The following is a 24132-nucleotide window of genomic DNA, read 5'->3' as shown; positions in this document are numbered from 1 at the left end:
GACTACATCGCTTGCTGAGCTACCGGCAGTTCGACTGCGACGCCTCGTTCCATCACGGCGAACACCCTGTAGTTGCGGGCGAACGTCTCCGGTTCTGGCGCACCGGGCACGTCCATGCTGAAACCGGTGCGCAGGAATCTCGAGTCGCCGAAGTGCTCGGCAACGTCCGGACGCTCGCCGTTGGGGCCGAGACTGGCCAGGAGGTAGCCGTCACGGTAGATGACGACATGTCGTGGCGACTCCGCGCGTTCGACATCTGCTGCCCAGCCTTCGACCCGGGTCCGGCCTTCCGATGTCGTGATCCTGTCGATGCTCCCGGCTACGAGGCTGTCGGGGGCCTGGATGGGCAGCTTGCGCCCGTCAGTGCTTGGCAGGATCTCGATGCCCTGACCTTCGTGTTGCAGTTGCTGATACTGGTAGCCCAACCGAGAGGCCAGACCCCGTTTGGACACCGCTACAGGCACGATACCGCCGCGCTCCACGAGTTCGCGGCTGGCTGCGGTGCGGAGAGTGAAACCGCTGTACTCGAACCCCCGTCCGTGGACAGCGGCGACATCGGGTCGTCGGGGCAGATCGACAGTGGTGGAGCCCGCCGTCGTGCCGCCGAGCAGGAAGACGACGGCCTCGAGGCCGGCGGGGTCGGTTGGATCGATGGCCCAGCCATTGAGGATGAACTTGTCTTCCCCTAGCGATTCCGCGTTGGGGCCTTCCACCAGGGTCTCGTCCAGGAACCCGGCCAGCTCAGGCCCCGGGGTAATCGGTATTCGCACCGGTCGAGCCGTGGCGTCATCCGTCCGGTAGCGCAGCAATGCGTCGCCTGTGGACGTCGCCGCGTACCGAAACTCAGGATCGATCCTTGAGTAGAGACGGTACTCCGGCGCCACGTCGAAGTCCTCGATTCGTCGGTACATCCAGGGCACGGTCTCACGCATGGCGTGGCGCGTTGCTGCATCCACATGGACCAGGAGGAGGTCCGGCACGTAGCGGTCGAGTGCCTCGATCCGGGGGACGTCCCAGTTCAGGTCGGCTGTGACGAGCCCCTGCGAGTCGATGATGTGAAGTCGACTGAGCCAGCCGATGTAGCCGATCTCGTCGATGAGCACGCGGACGTCTTCGTCATAGTGGTCGCCCAGGTAGTTACCCAGAGCGGCGAGAGTCCGGTCGCGCTCTGAGGGCTGGTGGGGGTTCCTGAGCAGGTTCTGTGTGTACACCAGGAGTGGAACGGCAAGGGCAAGGAGGACCACGGTCACGGCTGCAGCGAGGCTGGTGTCACTCAGGTTCGCAAGGCGTCTCATGAGCCACTGCGTCTTTAAGCGACGGATCGAGCTTCTGACGAGCCGCGTGCCTTCGAACAGGGTGGCATGGAGACCCAGTGCCAGGAGAATCGGAACGGCTATGAACACCGGGTAGAAGTGCCAGGTGAATCCCGGCCAGGCGCCGAGTGTCGCGTAGCCCAGTACGATCGCCAGGGGAAAGGCGGGGAGGGGCCACAGGTCCGGCCTTCGGCGTAGCAGGTCGACGATACCGACGCATGTGAGCACACCGAACAGGAACCCCGCGCTTGCGACCAGCGGTGTCCAGCTCGTGTAGGCAGCCACCACGTACTTCGCGGCCTGGTTGAAGTTCCCCGCCACATGGTCGATGTAGTCGACCGCCGTGTAGATCCCCCGTTTGGCCTTGAGAGTCTCCGAGGTGAATGCCCCGAAGTAGACCGTGGCGAACGCAAGCCAGGGGAGAACGGTCAGGGCCGCGGCGAATGCCTGGCGAAGCGGTAACAACCGGGTCGAAATCCAGTTGTGGATGAGCAGCATGATCGCCAGGAGAGCACCCTCGGGACGGGTCAGGAACAGTGCGCCCGTGGCAATACCCGCGGAAGCGTCCCGACGACTCAAGTGCAGGTCCAGGGCCAGGAGGTAGAGCAGCGTGAAGAGGTGGACCTCCATGCCCAGGAAGTAGTAGCGCGGGATGGACGGCCCGGCGAACGTGATGAGGAGGACCGCGACGGGCGCCGCCATTCCGGCACCGATTCGGATGAGCAGCCTTACTGCCAACGCCGCCGTCCCAAGCAGGCAAAAGACTCCAAACGTGTTCTGCCAGGCGGGAGCGTTGTCGCCTCCGAAGGCAACGAAGAGGCTGCTGAGCAGGGTCCACAGAGGGGTCGTGAACCCCATCACGCGCTCCCCCACGTTGTAGACGAGGCCGTTGCCCTCGACCAGATTGCGCGCGTAGCGAAGAACGATCAGTTGATCCTCGAGCCTGACGGTTCCCGCCCAGGTCACGATCAGCCTCCATGCGAACCAGAGTCCGAAGAGGCTGAAGGCCGCCCAGCCAACCGCTTCGGGCTTGATGGGGAGGTGATCGAACAGTCTGGAGACGGGCGTTCGCGTTCCCGACAGCGGCGTAGGGGTCGAAGGCGGGCCCTTCAAGAAACCGGTTCCTGTGACCCGGTCTCTGCCACCTCCCTGATCGGCAGCTCGACGGCGGAACCAGCAAGCATCAGGGCAAAGACCCGGTGACCGTCGGCGAAGGTTGCCGGTTCGGGAGCTCCCGGGACAGAACTTCTGAAGCCGGTGCGCAGCAGCCGGGGATCCCGGTGCTTCTCCGCAACGTCGGGGCGGACCCGGTTGGTGCCCAATGCGACGAGGAACTTGCCATCGCGATACACCACGATCTGGCGGGGTCGTTCGCCGCTTTCGAGGTCTGCCGCCCAGCCCTCGATCAACGTCCGCTTCGCCGGCTTCGAGACGAGGTCGACCGCGCCCTCGAAGCGCCCGCCGGCCTTCATCACGGGTAGCCGGCGACCGTCACTGATCGGCAGTACCTCGGTGCCGTCCTCGTCTTCGAGCGGTGCGTAGAAGAACCGAAGGCGCGTCGCTACGCCCCGGGGCGACACTGCGTAGCCGACGAAACCCTCGCGCCGGATCGTCTTCAGAGATTCGGCTTCCGCTTCCTTGTCTTGCACGGAAGAAGGACGGGGCTTCCGGGAGAAACCGCTGTACAAGTGTCCCTGACCGTAGCGATCGGCCACGGTTTCTCGTTCGACGGTCGTGGTGCCGGCCCAGTACTGTTCCCCCTGGAGGAACGCGACGACCTCCAGGGTCGTGCCGGACTCGGTGAGATCGGTAGCCCAACCGTGGACGGCGCCGGCTCGATGGCCGCCCTCAAGGAACCCGATCAGTTGAGAGTCGGCCCGTCGCAGGATTGGAATGCTGACGATATCGGCGTTCAGAGTACTTCTCGGGCGGCGCAGGAGGGCTTCGCTGCGGCCCTGTTCGGCCCAGGCAAGTTCGTAGATGAAGCCGGGGGGGCGCTTCACATGCTCCAGCGTGGAGACGTTGACATCGTTCGAGGTCAGGAACACCTCGATCTGATTGAACCCGGCTCGGAGAAGACGTTCCGGCAGGAGCGCCGCGAGCCGGATCGTGCCGTCAATGTCTTGCTGCGGGCGGACAGTGGCGGCGACTACACCGTTCAGGGCGATGGCGGCAGAACGGTCGAGCAGCGATTCCGGCCCCGTGAGAACACCCTGAACGCGAGCCGGCAGTACGGGACGACTGAGATCGACGCTGTCCCAAAGATCTGCTGCCTCGAGCCGGATCCCGACGTCGCTGTCCCGCAATGTCAGTTCCGCGACTTCGATGCCGTGGAGATCGGGGCGTACACCAATCGCCGCCGGCTCGTTCGGTTCACCCAGGAGCTTCGCCTGTTCGCGGGCTTCCCTCATCCTCCAGGACTCGCGCTGGAGCGGGATGTCCACGTTGCCCGCGTACTTTCCGACCATGGTTGACGGATCAGCGGCCTGAGGGCTCCTGCCCTCGTCGGCGCCGGCCCCGGCAAGTTCCAGCACGCGGGGCGTCAAGTCGACGAGGGAGATAGGCCGCTCGTCTACCCGGGCCTCGTCCTGAAAGGGCGCCTTGATCAAGAGTGGGACCATGGCCACGTCCAGGAGTTGGTCAGCGGAGGGATTCAGCGGATCGGGGAACCGAGCCGATTCGCCGGGGCGGAAGGAGGTGCCGTGGTCGGAAGCGATAGCGATCAGGCTCTCGTCGAACAGGCCCAGCGATTCCAACCGGGACGTCAACTCACCGATCAGCTGGTCGACGAACTCGACCTGGAGGAGGTAGCGCTTCCGCGCGTGGAGGACCGGCCACGGGTCTGTTGTCCACCGCTGCCCTTCCAGTCCCTCGATGCGGCCCCGGTTGGAGTGGTAGGTGCGCCCCGACGGCAGGTACTCCCAGGGAGTGTGCGGCAGGAGAGAGTGCACGAAGTGGAGACTCGGCCGGTCTGAGGGAGCCCCGATCGAAGCCACGAGCCGACGGAAGCTGGCGGCCCGGTCGGAGTTCATGACGTTGAAGAGGGCTCGCCGGACTGGCTCGTCAGCCGAGGGCTCACGCCTTCCAGCCGGTTGATCCAGGCCGAAACCGCTCCAGGTTCGTTCGACGTTCGGCAGTTGCTCCCTCCAGCCTTTTGGCAAGGTCAGGCTGAGCCAGACAACGGTGAGGTCGGAGATCAACAAACCGAATCGTTGCCCGAAGGCGGGGCGCTGCTCGGCCAGGAGATTCAATGCGGGCGGGCAAAGCGAGGCTACGGGCTCGAGGGCGTAGATGTCGTGGCTTGGAGCAAGCACCGTAAAGAGGTTGACTGGATGCTCGGCGAGAATCGGTAGCTGGCCCTGCCCCGCCCTGAAACCGGTCAGCATGGCTGGGACGGAGAGTTCCGACGCGTCGGCCGGGGCGGCTGCGTTCGGGTACCAGGTGGCCTTGTCGGCGAGCCGGGCCAGATTGGGAAGTCGCTCGCGGTCGATCCTTCCCTCCGAATCCAGGATCGAGGTCAGCGACCACTCGTCGAAGATGGCCAGAACGATCGGAGCCCGGGCACCCGTGTCGGGGAGGCGGCCTGGAACCTCCCGAGCGGTGTCAGCAGTGCTCCGTCGGACCTGACGATCAAGAACGAGGAGGGCGGGCACGACGACTGCGGCGGCGGACAGCAGAAGAGCAAAGGTGCGGATGGCGCGGAATCGGAGATAAGCCCAGACAACGGCGCCGCCGACCACCAGCGCAAATGGCGTGGCTGCCGCAGCGGGCAGGGAACGGACCGCTTGCAGCGCGATCACCGCCGTGAGCAGGCCGATGGGAGCAGCAATCGCAGGGCCGATCCAGGAAGGCCGAACGAAGCGAAGAACCGCCGCGGGTGTCGAGAGCGCAAGAGTCGGAACGACGGCGACCACCGCTACCAGCGCCAGTAGATCGCCCATGTACAGGTCCCGGATCGCGAAGAACTCGGGCGCCCTTCTCAGCACGTCGTAGACCGGCTGCGCGAAGGCGAGACTGCTCAGACCCGCTACTGCGAGTACTCCGGCTCCGAGGCCGTGCCCCGGCTTGCGTTCCTCGGCTCCAGAGGCAGGGGCGCGACCGCGCATGGAGGCGGACTCTATCCTTCTGTGCCGGGCGCCGTTTCTATGGGCAGTTCGACGGCTGAGCCGTCGGACATCAGGGCGAAGACGCGATGCCGTTCGGCGAACGTGGCGGGGTCGGGACCGCCTGGAACCCTGCCTCGGAAGCCGGTCCGCAGCAGTCGCTGGTCGTCGTAGTGCTCGGCAACGTCAAGGCGCTTGTTGGTTGCGTTCAGAGCGGCCAGATACTTGCCGTCGCGGTACACGAAGATGCGGCGGGGAGGCTCGCCGTCTTCCAGATCGCCGGCCCAGCCCTCGATGGAGGTCGACTTCCCGGTCCTGGTGATCAGATCGACCGAGCCGTCGAATCGGCCGCCGTGCGCCAGCACCGGCAGCCGTCGGCCATCGCTGATGGGCAGGACTTCTTCAGCGCCCTCCTCCTCGATCGGCGCATGTAGGAACCGCAGTCGACCGGCTACGCCCCGGCGTGACACGGCAAAGACCTCGAAGCCCTGGCGCCGGATCGTCTCCAGGCTCTCGGCGTCCGGCTCCGCCCCGGGTCCAAGCTTCCGGGAGAACGCGCTGTAGAGGTGATCCGGACCGTAGCGGTTGGCCACGCTCCGTCTCTCGGATGTCGTCTTTCCGGTCCAGACCTGGCTTCCGTCGAGAAAGGCGACCACCTCCTCGATGCCGCCGGGATCGGCAAGATCCACGGCCCAGCCCCCGAAGCCGCCGCCGGAGCGGTGGCCACCCTCCAGGAAGCCGATCGGCTTCGTCTCGTCCAGGACCACGGGAATCCTCTCGACGTCCGAGTCGAAGCCGCTCCTGGGACGCCGCAGCAGCTCCTCCTGACCTTCGTCGTCCCGGGCGAGTTCATAGACGAACCTCCGGGGACGGTTCACGTGCTCGAGCGTCACGACGTCGCCCGTGTCCGAGACGAGGAAGACATCGAGCTGGTTGGGTCCAGGTTGAAAGAGGCGCTCCGGCAGCATCGCCGCGATGCGGATCTCGCCAGAGTTGGTCTGGTGGGGGCGTACAGAGGCAGCGACGACCCCATTCAGGGCCACGGCAACGGAGCGTTCGAGGAGCGACTCCGGCCCCGTGAGGATTCCGTGGACGATGGCTGGCAACGCTGCCCCGGCCGGATCGACGTCATCCCAGAGGTCTGGCGATACAAGCCGGATGCCGATCTCGCTACCCTGCTGCGGCAGTTCGGAGATCGTCCGACCGTGCAGGCCGGGCACGGCGCCGATCGCCATCGGGTCGTTCTCTTCCCCCAGCATCGTCGTCTGTTCCGTGAGCCGTGCCTGCCGCCAGGGTTCCCGGTCGATCGGAAGTTGCAGGTTGACTACGTACTTGCCAACCAGTGAGGGTGTTCCGGTGTCCCGGAACTCCGGGATGGAATCCGGGTCGGCCCCGGCGAGTTCGAGGATCCGTGGCGTCAGGGAAGCCAGGGAAGTAGCGGTGTCGTCGATGATTGCCTGTTCCTGAAACGGTGCCTTGATGATCAAGGGCACCGCGGCGAGGTCCATGGGCTGGTATCCCGCAGGATCGCTCGTATCCAACACTCGCCGCGACTGTCCTGGTGCGAAGGCGACGCCGTGGTCCGCAGTGATCGCGATGACGCTTTGATCGAACAGGTCGAGTGCCTCCAACTTGTCGATGAGCTCTCCGATCAGCAGGTCGATGAACTGCACCTGCAGCAGATACCGCTTCTGGTGGTGGCGGACCGGCCAGGGCTCGGTCGTCCACATTTCTCGTTGGAGTCCGTGAGTCCGGTTCTGGGTGGACCGGTAGGTGCGTCCCGAGGCCAGGTACTCCCACGGGCGGTGGGGTAGCAGGGTATGCAGGAAGTAGAAGCCCGGGCGCCGTCCGGGTGGCCTGACCGAATCGCCAAAGAAACGGAACTCCGCGGCACGGTCAGCGTCTCGCAGGTGGCGTAAAGCCCGTCGGGCTGCGGAATCGGTTCGATCTGCCTCCGCTGCCGGGGTTTGATCCCGACCGAAGCCGCTCCAGTTGTGTGTGATCTCTGGCAGCTGTTCCGTCCAGACCTCCGGTACCGTGAGGTGGGCCCAGACCACGGAGAGATCGGAGAGGAGGAGGCCGAAGCGCTCGCTGAAGACGGCCCGTTGCTCGGCGAGCAGGTTCACTTCTGGCGGGCATAGGGACGTGATCGGCTCGATGGCGTAGATGTCGTGGCTGGCGGCGAGCATCGTGAAGAGGTTGACCGGTTGGTCGGCAAGGGTCGGAAGCCGCCCCTGCTCGGCCCGTTGCCCCGTCAGCATCGCCGGAACCGCGAGTTCGGAGATGTCAGCCGCCGCGGTGGCGTTCGGAAACCAGGTGGCCCGATCGGCCAGACGTGCCAGGTTGGGAAGCCGTTCGCGGTCGATTACTCCCTCGGCGTCGAGGATCGAAGTGACTGACCACTCGTCGAAGATCACCAGGACGACCGGTGCGCGAGCGCCAGTGTCGCCAAGGTCGGCCTTGATCGCCTGGCTGGGGCTGGCCGCGCTCCGCCGAACCTGACCGTCGAAGACAAGCAGTGCCGGTACGAGGACCGCGGCCGCCGACAACAGTGTTGCGAAGGAGCGCACCGCCGGAAACCGAATGTAGGCCGTGGCCACGGCGGCTCCGGCCGCCAGCGCGAGCATGGTGGCAACAGCCGCAGGCAGACCCCGGATCGCCTGTAGCGCGACGACAGCGGTGAGGAGGCCGACCGGGGCCGCGATCGCGTGGCGCATCCAGGATGGATGAAGGCACCGAAACACGGCTGCCGGTGTCGCGAGCGCAAGCGTCGGACCGATCGCCAACAGCAGGACAAGCGCGAGAAGATCGCCCAGAGAGAGATCACGGATGGCGAAGAACTCGGGTGCCCGTCGGAGCAGATCGTAGACCGGCTGTGCGAAGGCGAGGCTGCTCAGACCGGCGATCGCCAGAATGCCGGCGCCGAAGCCCCGGCGCAGTCCGCTTGGGTCGGCGTCGGGCGTGGCGGCCGGTTCTTTCGAGCGTCTCGGTTCTTCCTGGCGGTCGCGCCTGGAAGCGTTCGGGTGCGTATCCGGCATGGGGCGCGATGCTATCCGTATGCCTCGCGGTCGGAGCGTTGGCCGGGCCCCGGGCTTGGTTTGCCCGGCGTCCAGGCCGGACTGCTAGCCTGCCGTCATGATGGTGGCTGGCGCACCGGCACCCCACCGCGACACGACCCACCGGGTCGACATCGGCGGCGTGGTCGTCGGAGGCGCTTCGCCGGTCGTCGTGCAGTCGATGACCAGCACGGACACCGCGGACGTCGAGGCCACGACGGCGCAGGCGTTGGCGCTGGCCGAAGTGGGGTCGGAACTTGTCCGGGTCACAGTCAACGTGGATGCGGCGGCGGTCGCCGTGCCGGAGATCCGGGCCCGGCTCGACGCGGAGGGCTGCGGCGTGCCCCTGGTCGGCGACTTCCACTACAACGGCCATGTTCTGCTCGAGCGCCACCCGGACTGCGCGCGGGCGCTCGCGAAGCTGCGGATCAACCCGGGCAACGTGGGCCGTGGCGGCCGGCGCGATCCGCAGTTCGCGGCGATCTGCGAGGTGGCCCGGAGGCTCGGCAAGCCGGTGCGGATCGGCGTCAACGGTGGATCGCTCGATCAGGACCTGTTGATGTCAAAGATGGAAGAGAACACAGACCGGGACCTCGGTAAGACGTCGGAGGAGATCGTCGGTGAGTGCATGGTGCTGTCGGCGCTCCGTTCGACGGAGCTGGCGCTCGACTGCGGCCTGACGGAGGAGCAGATCGTCATCTCGTGCAAGACGTCCTCGCCCAGGGACCTGATCGAGGTCTACCGCGACCTGGCGAGCCGCACGAGGCAGCCGCTTCACCTCGGCCTGACCGAGGCCGGCATGGGGCTCAAGGGGCTGGTCTGGTCGTCATCGGCCATGTCCGTCCTGCTGACGGAGGGCATCGGCGACACGATCCGAACGTCGCTGACTCCGCGACCCGGGGGCGACCGCCGGGAGGAGGTTCACGCCTGTCGTGAGCTGCTTCAGGCGCTGGGGCTCCGCGCGTTCGCGCCAAGCGTCACGGCCTGTCCCGGCTGCGGCCGTACGACGAGCACGACGTTTCAGGAACTGGCGCTCCAGGTCGAGGACTTCATCGACGCGAACATGCCGGAGTGGCGCCGTCGCTACGACGGCGTCGAGGAACTGAAGCTCGCGGTCATGGGCTGCGTCGTCAACGGTCCGGGCGAGTCGAAAGCTGCTGACATCGGCATCTCGCTGCCGGGCACCGGCGAGGCGCCGACCTGCCCGGTCTACGTCGACGGCCGGCAGTTCACGACCTTGCGGGGCACCGCCGCGGAACTGTCCGAGCAGTTCACCAGGATCGTCGGAGAGTACGTGGAGAGCCGGTATCCGTCGAAGGTGTAGGCGGTTCGGCGGGCTGTTGTTTGCCCCTACTTCGGCAGATCGCGGAACTCGGGGCTTCGAAGCCAGTCCTCGGCGAAGCGCTCCGTGATCTCGTCCATCGCGGCCCGGGACCTGGGGTACCGGCCCTTGTCGTCGGTGTCTTCGATCCAGCCTGCCAGCGCTTCGCGCATCTCGTTCAGCACGCCGGCATAGGCGGGATCTTCGGCCAGGTTGACCACTTCGTCCGGATCGTTCTCGAGATCGTAGAGCTCTTCGGCGACGCGTTGTCCGTAGGGGGCGGCCTGGGCGGGCGTCAGCTTGCCTTTCTCGGCCAGTCGCCGGATCGTCAGGAAGCTGCTGTCATCCGGATCGCGTGTGAGGTCGATCATCTCCCGATGGCCCCAGTTGATGAGCGGTCGGTCCAGCATGAAGTTCCTGATGTAGTGAAAACGCGGTCCCACCACCGAACGGACCCGGTCGATGACATTCGACATGCGGTCGGCCGAAGTGAACACGCAGTCGCGGCGGTAGCCCGGACCGAAGATGTCCTTCGCGTCCATGAACTCCGGCACGTCGAGGCCGGCGAGCGCCAGCGACGTGGCCGCGATGTCCATCAGGCTGACGAGATCCGTCCGTCGCGTACCCGGCTTCACGATCTCGGGAAGTCCGGGCGCGACGACGATCAGCGGAATCCGCAGGCCTTCGTCGTAGGAGAACTCCTTGCTCCTGGGCAGATCGGAGCCGTGGTCCGAGAAGAGCACGAGGACGGTGCTCTCCCAGAGTCCGTCGGCCTTCAGTTGCGCCACGAGCTCGCCTACCTGATGGTCGGTGCGCAGGATCGAGTTGTAGTGGTCGGCGATGTGCCGGCGCACCTGGGGAATGTCGGGATACTGCGCCGGCACCGGCACATCCGCCGGATCCACGGGCCCAAGACCGAGCGCCTTCAACTCCCCGGCGATGTCCGCGACGCCCTTGCCGCCGGCCACCTTCGTCTGCCCGAAGAACGGCTTGCCTTCGGACACGTCGCGCCAGTGTCCACCGCCCTGCGGACCCTTCCACGACGGGATCTCCGAGGGCTCGGGGCCGATCGTGTAGAGCTTCGTGCGGTCATAGACGAAGTTGAAGTCGTCCTTGCTGGCGTTGTAGGTCTCGTAGCCCGCGGCCCGGAACAGTTCGGGAACGGTCACGACCCCTTCCGGCAGATGGATCCGGTAGCCGGGAACCCGTCCCGAACGATGGTCGTGCGCCCCGATCCGAATGGCGTAGCTGCCGGTGATCAGCGAGGAACGGGTGGGGCTGCATACCGGCGTCGGCGCGTACGCCCGCTCGAACAGCACTCCCTGTCGCGCCAGCGCGTCGATGTTGGGCGTCTCGACGAGGTCGTGCCCGTAGCTCGAGTACCAGGGCGACTGGTCGTCGATGTCGATCCAGAGGACGTTGAGCCGGGCGGTTTCCGGTTGCGCCGCCGCGGTCCCCGCGAGCAACGCAAACAGAGCCAGGAAGTTCACTTCGCCAGGCGGCCGTCGAGCTCGAGCTCCGCGGCGATACCCTGCATCGCCGCCAGCACGTTGCCGGCGTGTTGCCAGAGTTCGAGCTCGCCGTCGAAGCACTCGCGGCTGAAGTCGGCGGTGACTTCCTCGACGTGCTCGCGGTCGACGCCGGCGGCGAAGGCTCGCTGTTTCCAGCGCTTCCGGACGGACTTGAGCGGAACGTCGCGCACGTCCTTGCTGGGGCGGATCAGGGCGGCGGCGCTGATCAGGCCGGTGATCTCGTCGCAGGCCAAGAGCGCGTAGTCGCGCGAGGTCTCCCGTTCGACGCCGGTGCCCTCCGTGTTGTGGGAGAGGATCGTGCGGATGATGTCCTCGTCCAGACCGCGTTCCCGCAGGATCGCCGCGCCGTCGGCCGGGTGCTGCTCGAGCGTGGGGTGGATCTCCCAGTCGAAGTCGTGGAGAAGGCCGGCGAGGCCCCAGGACTCCGGGTCGCCGCCGAGCTGCTCGGCGTACCAGCGCATCGCCGCCTCGACGGCCAGCATGTGTTTCTGCAGTCCCGGAGCCTTCACGAACTCCTGCACGGTCCGCCACGCTGCTTCACGGTCCATCCCGGTCGATCTCCCGTTTCCCTTGATTGGCGGGGGATTCTACGCGCTTCCCGGCGCGACGCCGGTCGCTGAACAGCTGGGCGTAGCTACAATCCTGACGCCATGACGATGGGTGGAGGACCGTACGCGCGGAGGATCAGCTTCGGCGGACTCTCGGGACCCCACGCGCGCGATCTGCTGCTGCTGGTAGCCGTGCTGTTCGTCACTTTCTCGATGCAGTTCCTGCAAGGGCTGGCCATCGTGCCGGAGCTGATGCGGTTGTCGAGTTCCGTGTGGCAGCAGGGGATGGTCTGGCAGCTCGTGACCTATCCGGCTGCCGGTTGGGGCGGACCGTCGATCTGGTTCCTGGTGGGCCTCCTGATCTTCTACATGTTCGCGAACGACGTGCGCTGGGCCCTTGGCAGGCAGCGGTTCTGGAACCTGCTCTGGATGTCGGCGGCGGTCGCGGCGGTGGCGGCCTGTCTGGTCCAGTTGCTGGCAGGCGGTGCCGCTTCGAACGCCTTCGTCGTCATGCAGGGTCAGCAGATGCTGCTGGCGATCGCGATCACCGGCTTCGCGGTCATCCGCCGCGACGCAACGATCATGCTGTTCTTCGTCCTCCCGATCCGGGCGAGGTGGTTCATCTGGATCGAAATCGCGTTCGCCTGGGTCCTCTTCCTGCAGACGGGCGACTTTGCCGGTTTCATCGGCATCTGCACCGCGGTCGGCGCCGTCGTCGCCTTGCTGCGGCCCGGACGCACCAAGGGCCTGATGCGCGAGATGCGGCTCCGCTACGAGCGCTGGTACGTCAAGCAGAAGCTGAACCGGGGCCGCCGCCGCTTCCGCGTCGTGCCGGGCGGCAAGAAGCCGAAGGACGATGACCGCGTTCACCGCGGCCCCTGGGTCAACTGAAGGCGGCTCTCGTCCTCCGCTTCATCAACCGGAAGGCCAGCAGGATCGCCAACACGGCCAGCGCGTAGTGCCACCAGGTCGGTTGCTCGGGCAGGGCGATCTGCTCGACGCGGGCGCTGCCCAGGGCCAGCGCGTTGTGGAGGGCGTGCCAGGCCATGGCGGGGAAGATCGAGCCGGACCGGATGACGGTGACGACCAGGAAAATGCCCAGGAGCGAAGTCGGCGGAATGCGAAACAGGTCGACGTGGAAGAAGCCGAAGGCGATGCCGGCAACCAGGACGAGCTGGAGGGTGGTCAGGCGGTTCTTCAGGCCGTGGAGCAGGACGCCGCGGAACGTGATCTCCTCGAAGAGCGCCGGCATCAGGGAGAAGAAGATGAGCATCTGCCAGAGCGGCAGGCCGGCTCCCATGTTCTCGGCCATCGCCTCGATCCATGCCTCCGGAATGGGCATCGCCAGACTGGCGAGCCGAACGACGCCGTCGGCCAGCAACAGACCGGCGGGAGCGCCGATCAGGACGCCGAGCCACGCTCCGGCCGGCGGTGCCCGCAGTGACAACGCCTCCCGCGCCGGTAGCCGGTAGCGGGCGATCATCAGCCAGGCCGCGGCACCGAAGATGGCCATGTTGATCGAGATCAGCAGGCGGCTGTCGATGCCGCCGATGTTTAGTTGCCAGACCAGGAGCAGGGCCCAGAGAACGGCGAACCAGCGCGCAACGCGGCGCGGGAAGAGCGCCGGCCCGCCGGCGAGGTCGGCGGCGTCGAGTTCGCTGGCCGTGATCAGCTTCTCTGCCGACAATGTGCGCAAGGAAGCGCGGGCGAGCAGGGCGGCGGCGCCGCTGGTGACCGCCCAGGCGGCGGCGAGGAGCGGCCAGTCGTAGTGGCCGGTCAGGATCTCCCTGGCCGCGACGCCGAGGTTCGCGATCGGCAACAGGACGATCGCGCTGCGCAGCTCGACGCCGGGCAGGACGGGTATCGCCGCGACGGACATGGCGACGAGCATCACGGGCGCGAACAGCAACTGGGCTTCCTTGTACGTCTTCGACCGGCCGGAGACGAGCAGCAGGCTGCTCGACAGGAGCACGGCGGCCGGCGCGTACAGCAGGAGCAGCAGCAGGGCGGCGCCGACCGGAATGACGAGTTTCAGACCGGCTGGCGGCGCGATCACGTCGAGCTGCATCCAGACGACGATGTTGGCAATGTTGAGGACGCTGGTGGCGAAGGCGACGGCCAGGATCGACAGGTTCTTCGCCGTGACGATCTCGACCCGGCTGGCGGCTGTCGTCAGCAGGGTTTCGAGCGTGCCGCGTTCCTTCTCGCCGGCGAGCGCGTCGGTGGCCACGATCGAGCCGCCCGCGAGCATCATCATCACGATGATCGCGGTCAGGAGGCGTCCCAGCAGCAGCCCGGACGTCTGTTCCTCACTGGCGGTCTCGATCCGCTCGAGCGGCAGCAGGTCATCCGGCGCCGACGCGAAGCCGGCCGCGGCGAGCCGCTGTTCGCGGAGTTCCGTGCGGGTGCGCTCGAGCGCCCGCCTCAGAAACCCCTCGGCGGAGTCCGAGGCGTCGAGGTCGGCGCGGTGCGACAGGACGATGCGCGGTGCCGGGAGGTCTCCGTCGCCTCCGGCCTCCCAGGCCACGTGGACGTGGAGTCGCTCTTCGTCGAGTGCGGCCGCGATGTCGTCCGGGGCTTCGACTCGCTCGAACCGAACCGCCGGACCGTCCGTCGGCTCGTCGCCCTCGGCCCGGCCATCGTCGCCGACGACGGCCAGAGCACGGTCCAGCCACATCCGCGCGTCGGCGGCCCCCGCGGCGTTGGCCGCTTCGTCGGCCACGGCGTACCTGTAGGTGCGGCTCTCGATCCGTTCCTGCCGGCGCTCCGTGGTCAGCGAGGTCAGGAACCACATCAGCGGCCACAGGACGAGCGGCAGGGCGACCGCGAACACGAGCACCCGAGGATTGCGGGCGAGCTGGCGCAGGTCGTTGACGACCAGCGCGGTGACGGTCCGGCGGTTCATCGCGGCTCCGCCCTATGCCGTCGTGTCGTTGCCGGTGACGTAGTGGACGAAGATGTCCTCGAGGTAGTGCTGGGAGGTCGCGGCCCGGAGCCCCTCGAGGTCGTCGCAGGCGCGGATCCGCCCCTTGTCGATGATCGCGATCCGGTCGCACAGGCGCTCGGCCTCGCTCATGATGTGGGTCGAGAACAGGATCGCCTTGCCGTCTTCGCGCAGTTCCTGGATCGCCTTCTGCAGGTCGAGCGCGTTCAGCACGTCGAGGCCGACGGTCGGCTCGTCGAAGATGAGCACCGGCGGATCGTGGACGACCGTGCGAGCGATCGACACCTTCTGCTTCATGCCGCTCGAGAGCTTCTCGATGCGCGCGCCGGCGTAATCACCGAGGCCGAACCGTTCGATCATCTCCTCGACCCGGCTCCTCGTGCGCTCGGCCGGGTACTTGTTGACGCGGGCGAACAGCGTCAGGGTCTCGCGGGCCGTCAGCCGGGGGTAGAGCGCGGTGCTCGCGGAGTAGAAGCCGAGGTTGCGGCGCACCTCGACCGGGTCGGAGACGACGTCGTGTCCCAGCACGCGGGCGGTTCCGGCCGTCGGTTGCAGCACGGTCGAGATCATCCTGAGCGTCGTCGTCTTGCCCGCTCCGTTGGCGCCGAGCAGGCCGAAGATCTCGGAGCTGCGGCACTCGAAGTTCACCTCCTGGACCGCCTTCACCTCGCCCCGGGACTGATCGAAGAAGTTCTTGGAGAGGCCCTGGACCTCGACCTGGACTGTGCTCACGCTTTACCTCCCGCCGGTCGCCAGTGCTGGCGCAGGAACTGGAACAGGTTGCCCTCGAAGGAGCCGGTGGCGATCTCCTCGACCCGCAGGATGCGCGATGCAAGCCACAGGCAGGCCGCGATGGCGGCGCCGTTCGCCAGGACGGTGATTCCGAGCTGCAGCCACAGAACATTGCCGGCGATCGCCTGGCGGAGCAGCAGCACGACGTTGACGACCGGAATGCCGGCCAGCGCCGGCGTGAACTCCATGCTCGGGTCGTTCAGCACGAGGACCGGGAAGATGACCAGCAGGATCACCGGCGTGACCATGGATTGACCTTCCTTGAAGGTACGGGCGAAGGCGGCGAGGATCATCATCGCGGCTGCGATCAGGGCTCCCAGCAGGACGGCGGTCAGGAATAGGACCGGCAGCGAGGTCAGAGGCAGCTCGAAGGCGAAGCCGCTTCCGCCTCCGCCTCCCATCCGGGCCAGGAGTGGCCCGAGGAAGGAGCGGAAGGAAACGACCATGGCGGCCGCGTTGAGGGCTCCGGCGACAAGGCCCATCGTGGCCACGTAGAGGTACTTCGCGGTGACGATGTGAATGCGTCGGGTGGCGAGCGTGCTCGTGGTCTCCCAGGTGTTCCGCTCGCGCTCGCCGGCGGTCGAGTCGATGGCTGGGTAGACGCAGCCGTTCGCGATCATAAGGACGAAGAAGAGCGGGATCATCATCCCCATCACGAACTGCCCCATCTGGCGGCCGGTGGCGAGGTTGTTCGAGCGCACCTCGAAGACCTGCCATTCGGCGCCATCGAGGCCGTGTTCTTCGGCGATCCGGTCCAGCCAGGCCGATCGTTCCGCCGAGAGCGCTCTCTCCAACCGGCCCCGGGCGGCCTGCGACTGGTCGCTCGAGCCATTGCTCAGCAGCAGGACCTCGGCGTTGCCCGGAGGATCGACGATGGTCTCGAAGATCAGGGCAGCGTCGAGTTCGCCGGCCAGCAGACGGTTCTCGACGTCCTCCCGGTACGCGGCCGCGGCGGTTCCCGCCGGCGCCTCGACCTCCGTGATCTCGATCCGCCCTTCATCCTCGTCGAGTCTCTCGAGCAGGCCCCGATGCTCCGCCGGGAGGTCCGCGATCTCGACGCGCGACGCGAAACTCTCAAAACGCGCCGTGACGAAGAGGATGCCCGAGAACATGACCCACATCATCAGCGGGTACATCAGCAGCGGAATCAGGATTCCGTTGATCAGAACGGCCCGCTCGCGGATCGCGGCGCGGAGTTCGCTCAGGTAGAGCAGACGAATGGCGGTCCAGTCCATGGGGGCCGCTGTCTTCTACGGAGGAAGCGGGCTCGGGGTTCAGGCCCGCTGTGCGACGTCCCAGGCCAGTCCGGCCGTCCGCGGCACCGATTCGCCGACCTCCTTCGCGTGGGCGCTGGCGGCCGTGCCGTCCCGGACCCGGCCGGCGATGCCCTGGGCGATGCCGGCGCTGCGGAAGAGGTTGTAGGCGAGGTAGAAGTTCCAGTGCGCGATGCCGTCGCGGCCGGTCCGGCGGCAGTAGGCGTCGCGGTAGGTCTCGAGGGTCGGAATGCCGAGCGCCTCCAGGTCGCGGCCCTTGAGTCCGCCCTTCTCCTTCGGAATCTCCCACTGCATCGTGTGGTAGCTAAAGTCGGCAAGCGGGTGACCCAGCGTGCCCAGTTCCCAGTCGAGGATGGCGATGACCTCGGCCCGTTCCGGGTGCAGGATCATGTTGTCGAGCCGGAAGTCGCCGTGGACGATCGTCGTCTCGTCACCGTCCGGGATGTTCGCCGGCAGCCACTCGATCAGCGCGTTCATCGCCGGGATATCCCGGGTCTCCGAGGCCAGGTACTGCTTCGTCCAGCGGTGGATCTGGCGTGCGAAGTAGTTGCCGGGCTTGCCGTAGGTGGAGAGCCCGACCGCCTCGTAGTCGACGGCATGCAGGCGGGCGAGGGTCCTGTTCATCGCGTCGTAGATCGCGAACCGCTCGGCCGGTTCCATGCCCGGCAGCAGCGCCTCCCAGAGGATCCGGCCCTTCACGTGCTCCATCACGAAGAACATCGTGCCGACCACCGACTCGTCGGTGCACAGGCAGTAGGTGCGCGGCACCGGCACGCCGGTGTCGCGGAGGGCGGTCATCACCCGGTACTCGCGGTCCACCGCGTGCGCGGACGGCAGCAGTTTGCCGGGAGGCTTGCGGCGCAGCACGTAGCTCTTGCCGCCGGCCTCGAGCAGGTAGGTTGGGCAGGACTGGCCGCCCTTGAACTGCTGGACGTGGAGTTCGCTCGAGAATCCCTCTACATGCTCTTCGAGGTACCGCTGCAGCGGCGCGAGGTCGAAGCTGAGGCGCTCGGCGACCTCCCTGGTCCCCGAGAACTTCTCCTGGCGGCTCTCCGTCATCGGCGGCGCATGTTAGCGCGCCGTCCGGCTCACTTCGCCGGCAGGTAGACCTCGCCGCCGGCCTTCCGGAACTCCCCGGCCTTCTCCCTGAGCCCGGCTTCCAGGGCGTCCGCGTCCTCGAGCCCCTTCTCGGCAGCGTAGTCGCGGATCTGCTGGGTGATCTCCATCGAGCAGAACTTGGGGCCGCACATGGAGCAGAAATGGGCGACCTTGGCGCCTTCCTGGGGCAGGGTCTCGTCGTGGAAGGCGCGGGCGCGCTCGGGGTCCAGCGAGAGGTTGAACTGGTCCTCCCAGCGGAACTCGAAGCGGGCCTTGGAGACGGCGTTGTCGCGGGCCTGTGCGCCGGGGTGGCCCTTGGCCAGGTCGGCGGCGTGGGCGGCGATCTTGTAGGTGATCACGCCTTCGCGGACGTCCTCGCGGTTGGGCAGGCCGAGGTGCTCCTTGGGCGTGACGTAGCAGAGCATCGCGGTGCCGAACCAGCCGATCATCGCGGCGCCGATGCCGGACGTGATGTGGTCGTAGCCGGGGGCGATGTCTGTGGTCAGCGGCCCGAGGGTGTAGAAGGGCGCCTCGTCGCACCACTCGAGCTGCTTGTCCATGTTCTCCTTGATCATGTGCATCGGCACGTGACCGGGGCCCTCGTTCATCACCTGGACGTCGAACTCCCAGGCGCGGCGGGTCAGCTCGCCCTGGGTCCTGAGCTCGGCGAACTGGGCCTCGTCGTTGGCGTCCTCGATCGAGCCGGGCCGCAGCCCGTCGCCGATCGAGAAGGACACGTCGTAGGCGGCCATGATCTCGCAGATGTCGTCCCAGTGGGTGTAGAGGAAGCTCTCCTCGTGGTGGGAGAGGCACCACTTGGCCATGATCGAGCCGCCGCGGCTGACGATGCCGGTGCGTCGCTTCGCGGTCAGGGGCACGTAGCGCAGCAGCACGCCGGCGTGGATCGTGAAGTAGTCGACGCCCTGTTCCGCCTGCTCGATCAGGGTGTCCCGGAACATCTCCCAGGTCAGTTCCTCGGGCCGGCCGTCGACCTTCTCCAGGGCCTGGTAGATCGGCACGGTGCCAATGGGCACCGGCGAGTTGCGCAGGATCCACTCCCGGGTCTCGTGGATGTTGCGGCCCGTGGAGAGGTCCATCACCGTGTCGGCGCCCCAGCGGATCGCCCACACCATCTTCTCGACCTCCTCTTCGATCGACGAGGTGACGGCCGAGTTGCCGATGTTCGCGTTCACCTTGACCAGGAAGTTCCGGCCGATCGCCATCGGCTCGAGTTCGGGATGGTTGATGTTGGCGGGGATGATCGCGCGCCCGCGGGCGACCTCGGCGCGCACGAACTCGGGCGTGATCGTTTGCGGGATCGCGGCGCCGAAGCTCTCGCCGGCGTGCTGGGCCGCGATCTCGTCGGCAATCTGCTCGCGACGCTGGTTCTCGCGGATGGCGATGTACTCCATCTCCGGCGTGATCTCGCCGCGCTTCGCGTAGTGCATCTGGGTCACGCGGGCGCCGTCCCTGGCGCGCAGGGGCCGCCGGCCGGCGACGAAGCGGACGTGGTCGAGCCGGGGGTTCGCGGCCCGCTCGCGTCCGTAGCTGGAGGAGATGTGGTCCAGTTCCTCGACGTCACCACGCGTCTCGATCCAGGATCGGCGCAGGGGCTCCAGGCCGCGACGGACGTCGATCTCGACGGCCGGGTCCGTGTACGGCCCCGATGTGTCGTAGACAACGACCGGCGGATTGTGCTCCTTCGGTCCCAGCGCGGTCAGGCCGCTCGCGGCGGACGGGCCCGCGCCGGCGGTCGTCGGCGACTGGCTGATCTCGCGCATCGGGACGCGGATCGAGGGGTCCGATCCTTCGACGTAGACCTTGCGCGAGTTGGGGAGGGGCTCGCGGCTCAGCAGGGGAGCCGCGGTCTGCGGGATTCGGTCGGCGATCGTCATGGCTGCATTCCCTACGTCGGTGTCAACCGTTTCAGGTTCGAAGGCTTCCGCGTCCAGTCCCGGCGACGGAGCCGATCCAACGCGGTCTCAGGCTGTCGTTCCAGCCACACCCAGCGCGCTAAACCATAGCAGTCATGGAATCTGGCGCTGCTCCGCGCTGTTGCCCCGAACCCGCTTGGGGGGTCTCGGGCGGGTAGAATCGGAGGTCCCTGGGTCGCGCGGAGCGTGCGCCGGAAGCCCTTGGGTAGCAAAGAGATGTTCATGGACCCCACTCTCAAGGCCCGCCAGGACATCGATCCGGCCGAAACGGCCGAGTGGCTGGAGGCGCTCGAAGCTGTCATGGACCGCGAGGGTCCGGAACGGGCGCACTTCCTGCTCGAGGCCCTGGTCGACCAGGCTCGCCGCTCCGGTGCTTACCTGCCTTACAAGGCGACGACCGCCTACCTGAACACGATCCCGGTGCAGGCGCAGGAGCCGTTGCCGGGAGATGCGGATCTCGAATGGCGGATCCGGAGCATCATCCGCTGGAACGCGATGGCAATGGTGGTGCGCGCCAACCACGACTACGAGGGGCTGGGCGGACACATCGCGTCCTTCGCCTCCGCCGCCACGCTCTACGACGTCGGCTTCAACCACTTCTTTCACGCCCCGTCCGAGGACCACGGCGGTGACCTGGTCATGATCCAGGGGCACTCTTCGCCCGGGATCTACGCCCGCGCCTTCCTCGAGGGCCGTCTGAGCGAGGAGGAGCTGCTCCGTTTTCGGCGCGAGGCACGGCCGGGGGGCCTCTCGTCCTATCCGCATCCCTGGCTGATGCCGGGTTTCTGGCAGTACCCGACCGTGTCGATGGGCCTGGGGCCGTTGATGGCGATCTTCCAGGCGCGGTTCATGAAGTACCTCCACAACCGCGGCCTGGTCGACACGGAGGGCCGCAAGGTGTGGGCCTTCATGGGCGACGGCGAGATGGACGAGCCGGAGTCCCTGGGTTCCATTTCGCTGGCCTCGCGCGAGAACCTCGACAACCTGATCTTCGTCGTCAACTGCAACCTGCAGCGGTTGGACGGGCCGGTCCGGGGCAACGGCAAGATCATCCAGGAGCTGGAAGCGGTCTTCCGCGGCGCCGGGTGGAACGTGATCAAGCTGGTCTGGGGTTCGTACTGGGATCCGCTGCTCGCGCGCGATCGCCACGGGCTGCTGCGGCGACGCATGGAGGAGGCGGTCGACGGCGAGTACCAGGCCTACAAGGCGAGCCAGGACGGCGGTTTCGTACGCGAGCACTTCTTCGGCAAGGACCCGGAACTCAAGGCGATGGTCGCCCACCTGACCGACGAGGACATCTGGCGGCTCAACCGCGGCGGCCACGACCCGCACAAGATCTACGCGGCCTACGCGGCGGCGATGAAGCACACCGGCCAGCCCACCGTCATTCTGGCCAAGACGGTCAAGGGCTACGGCATGGGCGAAGCCGGCGAGGGGATGAACATCACGCACCAGCAGAAGAAGATGGGGCTGCGGGCGCTGATGGGTTTCCGGGACCGGCTCGACATCCCGGTTTCGGACGAGGAACTGGAGGAGACTCCGTTCTACCGGCCGCCGGACGACAGCCCCGAGATCCGCTACATGAAGGAGCGCCGCGAGGCCCTGGGCGGCTACCTCCCGGCGCGGACCGTTGCCGCGACACCGCTCGACGTGCCGGATCTGGACGCCTTCGACGCCCTGCTGCGGTCGAGCCGCGGGCGCCAGTTCTCGACCACGATGGCGTTCGTGCGCCTGTTCACGCTGCTGACGCGGAATCCCGCGATCCGCAACCGCCTCGTGCCGATCGTCGCCGACGAGGCGCGCACGTTCGGTATGGAGGGGATGTTCCGGCAACTCGGCATCTACGCCCCCACCGGCCAGCTCTACGAACCGGTCGACGCGCACAAGATCGCGCCCTACAGGGAGGCCCGTGACGGACAGATCCTCCAGGAGGGGATCAACGAGGCCGGCTCGCTCTGCTCGTGGATGGCGGCGGGGACTTCGGCCTCCAACCACGGGTTCCACATGATCCCGTTCTTCATCTTCTACTCGATGTTCGGGTTCCAGCGCGTCGGCGACCTGATCTGGGCCGCGGCCGACATGCAGGCGCGGGGCTTTCTGATCGGCGGCACATCGGGACGGACGACGCTCAACGGAGAGGGCCTCCAACATCAGGACGGTCACAGTCATCTCGCCGCCTCGACGGTGCCGAACTGCGTCTCGTACGACCCGACCTACGCCTACGAGCTGGCGGTGATCCTCCAGGACGGCCTGCGCCGGATGTACGCCGAGGAGGAGCCGGTCTTCTTCTACCTGACGACGCTGAACGAGAACTACGAGCACCCGAGAATGCCCGAGGGCGCCGAGGACGGAATCCGGCGTGGGCTGTACCGGATCAGACCTGGCTCGCGGCACCGGAAGCGCGCTACGCTGCTCGGCTCGGGCGCGATCCTCCGCGAGGCGGAGGCCGCGGCCGAGATGCTGGAGGAAGACTGGAAGGTCTCCGCCGAGGTCTGGTCGGCGACCAGCTTCAACGAGCTGCGGCGCGACGGCATCGAGGTCGAGCGCTGGAACCGCCTCCACCCGGGCGAAGAGAAGAGAGTGTCCTACGTCCGCCAATGCCTGACTGGGCGCGGCGGCGTGACGGTCGCAGCGAGCGACTACATGAAGGTCTACACGGACCAGATCCGCGCCTTCGTCCCGGGTCCGTACCGCACGCTCGGAACCGACGGCTTCGGCCGTAGCGACACCCGCGAGCAGTTGCGGGCCTTCTTCGAGGTTGACCGCCGGCACATCGTCGTCTCGGCGCTGGCCTCGCTGGCTGAGACCGGCGAAGTCGATTCCGAAGCGCCGGAGAAAGCGATTGCCGCCTACGGCATCGACCCGAACGCTCCGAACCCGGCCAGCGCGTGAGCGAGACCCTCTCCGTCGTCGTCCCCGACATCGGCGACTTCGAGTCCGTCGATGTCGTCGAGGTCCTGGTGGGGGTCGGCGACGAGGTCTCGGTCGATCAATCCCTGATCACGCTCGAGAGCGACAAGGCGTCGATGGAGGTGCCGTCGCCGGCGGCCGGTCGCGTGGTCGAGATCGCGGTCGAACTCGGCGGCCAGGTCGGCGAGGGCGACCTGATCCTGACGATCGAGCCGGCGGATGTGTCTGCGGACGTCCAGGCAGAGGAGGCCGGTGCCGAGGACGCGACCGTCGCCACGCCGTCGCCGCAGCCTCGCGCCTCGGAGGCGCAGAGCCTGCCGGCCGGTCCGGCGCCCCAACCTCCGCCGCGGCGCGGCCGTCGACCACCGCCCCCCGCGGCCGCCGAGTCGGCGACGACGTCGGCCCCGCCGCACGCCAGCCCGGCCGTTCGGCGGTTCGCCCGCATGCTCGGCGTCGACCTGACCAGGGTCTCCGGCACGGGCGCCAAGGGTCGCATCCTGCGCGAGGACGTGGAGGCCTTCGTCAAGGAGGTGATGACGGGCGGTGAACGAACGGCGGGCGCGGGCATTCCGCCGGTTCCGCAGATCGACTTCTCTAAGTTCGGCCCGGTCGAGTCGCAACCGCTCAGCCGCATCCGCAAGCTGGCGGCGGCCAACCTCCATCGGAGCTGGCTCAACGTGCCGCATGTGACCCAGCACGACGAGGCGGACATCACGGAGCTGGAGGCGTTCCGCCGGGCGCATCTCGACGAGGCCCGCGAGCGCGGTGTCCGGCTCACCCTGCTTGCCTTCCTGATGAAGGCGGCCTCCGTGTCGCTCAACGAGTTCCCGGAGATGAACTCGTCGCTTGCTCCGGACGGCGAATCGCTGATCCTCAAGCGCTACATCCATCTGGGCGTCGCCGTGGACACGCCGGACGGCCTGGTGGTGCCAGTGGTGCGGGACGTGGACAGGAAGGGCGTGTACGAACTGGCGGAGGAGCTGACCGAGGTCAGCGGCCGCGCTCGCGAGCGCAAGCTGCGGCCTGCCGACATTCAAGGGGCGTCCTTCACGATCTCGAGTCTCGGCGGCATCGGCGGCACCGCGTTCACGCCGATCGTCAACGCTCCCGAAGTCGGCATCCTTGGCGTTTCGCGTTCCGTGCGGAGGCCGGTCTACGTCGGCGCCGGCCTGGCGCCGCGGCTCATGCTTCCGATCTCGCTCTCGTACGACCACCGGGTGATCGACGGTGCCTATGCCGTGCGATTCACGTCGCACCTGTGCTCGGTGCTGGCCGACATCCGCCGGATCGTGCTCTGAGTCCTGAGC

General features: G+C 67.2%; 14 protein-coding genes and 1 riboswitch. Of the genes, 4 read left to right on the top strand and 10 right to left on the bottom strand.

The genetic code is table 11. The annotated features are described in order from the left end of the window. Nucleotides 1-2: 2 nt before the first annotated feature. The 3 genes from OXG83_07875 to OXG83_07865 form a co-directional block, all read right to left on the bottom strand. Entirely contained in the window at nucleotides 3-2279 is a 2277-nt protein-coding gene (locus tag OXG83_07875; GenBank protein MCY3964940.1) for a hypothetical protein, read from the bottom strand. 143 nt (nucleotides 2280-2422) lie between these two features. After that, nucleotides 2423-5419, bottom strand: coding sequence for a sulfatase-like hydrolase/transferase (locus tag OXG83_07870; protein ID MCY3964939.1), 2997 nt, complete (start codon nucleotides 5417-5419; stop codon nucleotides 2423-2425). A gap of 11 nt (nucleotides 5420-5430) precedes the next feature. Beyond that, on the bottom strand, nucleotides 5431-8454 hold the full coding sequence (locus tag OXG83_07865; GenBank protein MCY3964938.1) for a sulfatase-like hydrolase/transferase: 3024 nt from the start codon (nucleotides 8452-8454) through the stop codon (nucleotides 5431-5433). A gap of 100 nt (nucleotides 8455-8554) precedes the next feature. Here OXG83_07865 and ispG point away from each other — a divergent pair, with 100 nt between their 5' ends. Then, nucleotides 8555-9796 (top strand): flavodoxin-dependent (E)-4-hydroxy-3-methylbut-2-enyl-diphosphate synthase, encoded by a 1242-nt coding sequence (gene ispG, locus OXG83_07860; GenBank protein MCY3964937.1) that lies wholly within the window; start codon nucleotides 8555-8557, stop codon nucleotides 9794-9796. Between the two features lie 26 nt (nucleotides 9797-9822). Here the strand turns inward: ispG and OXG83_07855 are convergent, their stop codons facing one another. Continuing rightward, on the bottom strand, nucleotides 9823-11283 hold the full coding sequence (locus tag OXG83_07855) for a sulfatase (GenBank protein MCY3964936.1): 1461 nt from the start codon (nucleotides 11281-11283) through the stop codon (nucleotides 9823-9825). Beyond that, complete coding sequence (locus OXG83_07850) at nucleotides 11280-11873, bottom strand: HDIG domain-containing protein (protein MCY3964935.1); 594 nt, start codon at nucleotides 11871-11873, stop codon at nucleotides 11280-11282. The genes OXG83_07855 and OXG83_07850 overlap by 4 nt, the downstream gene beginning before the upstream one ends. Nucleotides 11874-11975: 102 nt before the next feature. Here OXG83_07850 and OXG83_07845 point away from each other — a divergent pair, with 102 nt between their 5' ends. Then, a complete protein-coding gene (locus tag OXG83_07845) occupies nucleotides 11976-12764 on the top strand; it encodes a hypothetical protein (protein ID MCY3964934.1) in 789 nt (262 codons plus the stop codon). Here OXG83_07845 and OXG83_07840 read toward each other — a convergent pair. From OXG83_07840 to thiC, 5 genes are all read right to left on the bottom strand, one after another. Beyond that, the gene (locus OXG83_07840; GenBank protein ID MCY3964933.1) at nucleotides 12757-14778 is read right to left on the bottom strand and encodes an ABC transporter permease subunit; all 2022 of its coding nucleotides are present in this window, start codon (nucleotides 14776-14778) and stop codon (nucleotides 12757-12759) included. The genes OXG83_07845 and OXG83_07840 overlap by 8 nt on opposite strands. Nucleotides 14779-14790: 12 nt before the next feature. Then, on the bottom strand, nucleotides 14791-15549 hold the full coding sequence (locus tag OXG83_07835; GenBank protein MCY3964932.1) for an ABC transporter ATP-binding protein: 759 nt from the start codon (nucleotides 15547-15549) through the stop codon (nucleotides 14791-14793). Continuing rightward, a complete protein-coding gene (locus OXG83_07830) occupies nucleotides 15546-16844 on the bottom strand; it encodes an ABC transporter permease (GenBank protein ID MCY3964931.1) in 1299 nt (432 codons plus the stop codon). Before OXG83_07830 ends, OXG83_07835 begins: the two co-directional genes overlap by 4 nt. Before the next feature lie 39 nt (nucleotides 16845-16883). Continuing rightward, the gene (locus tag OXG83_07825; protein ID MCY3964930.1) at nucleotides 16884-17942 is read right to left on the bottom strand and encodes a phosphotransferase; all 1059 of its coding nucleotides are present in this window, start codon (nucleotides 17940-17942) and stop codon (nucleotides 16884-16886) included. Between the two features lie 29 nt (nucleotides 17943-17971). Then, complete coding sequence (gene thiC / locus OXG83_07820) at nucleotides 17972-19876, bottom strand: phosphomethylpyrimidine synthase ThiC (GenBank protein MCY3964929.1); 1905 nt, start codon at nucleotides 19874-19876, stop codon at nucleotides 17972-17974. Then, a riboswitch (TPP riboswitch) is annotated at nucleotides 19867-19998 on the bottom strand. Its footprint overlaps the gene before it by 10 nt. Nucleotides 19999-20137: 139 nt before the next feature. On the opposite strand from thiC, the gene aceE reads away from it, so the two are divergent. Together aceE and aceF are read left to right on the top strand one after the other, a co-directional pair. Next, entirely contained in the window at nucleotides 20138-22807 is a 2670-nt protein-coding gene (aceE, locus tag OXG83_07815) for a pyruvate dehydrogenase (acetyl-transferring), homodimeric type (GenBank protein MCY3964928.1), read from the top strand. Next, nucleotides 22804-24123 (top strand): dihydrolipoyllysine-residue acetyltransferase, encoded by a 1320-nt coding sequence (gene aceF / locus OXG83_07810; protein ID MCY3964927.1) that lies wholly within the window; start codon nucleotides 22804-22806, stop codon nucleotides 24121-24123. Before aceE ends, aceF begins: the two co-directional genes overlap by 4 nt. Nucleotides 24124-24132 lie beyond the last annotated feature (9 nt).

This window comes from Acidobacteriota bacterium (genome assembly GCA_026707545.1).
In the GTDB taxonomy this organism is placed as follows: Bacteria; Acidobacteriota; Thermoanaerobaculia; order Multivoradales; family Multivoraceae; genus Multivorans.
Note: the sequence above shows the minus strand (reverse complement) of the source record. Positions and strands in the feature narration are given on the sequence as shown.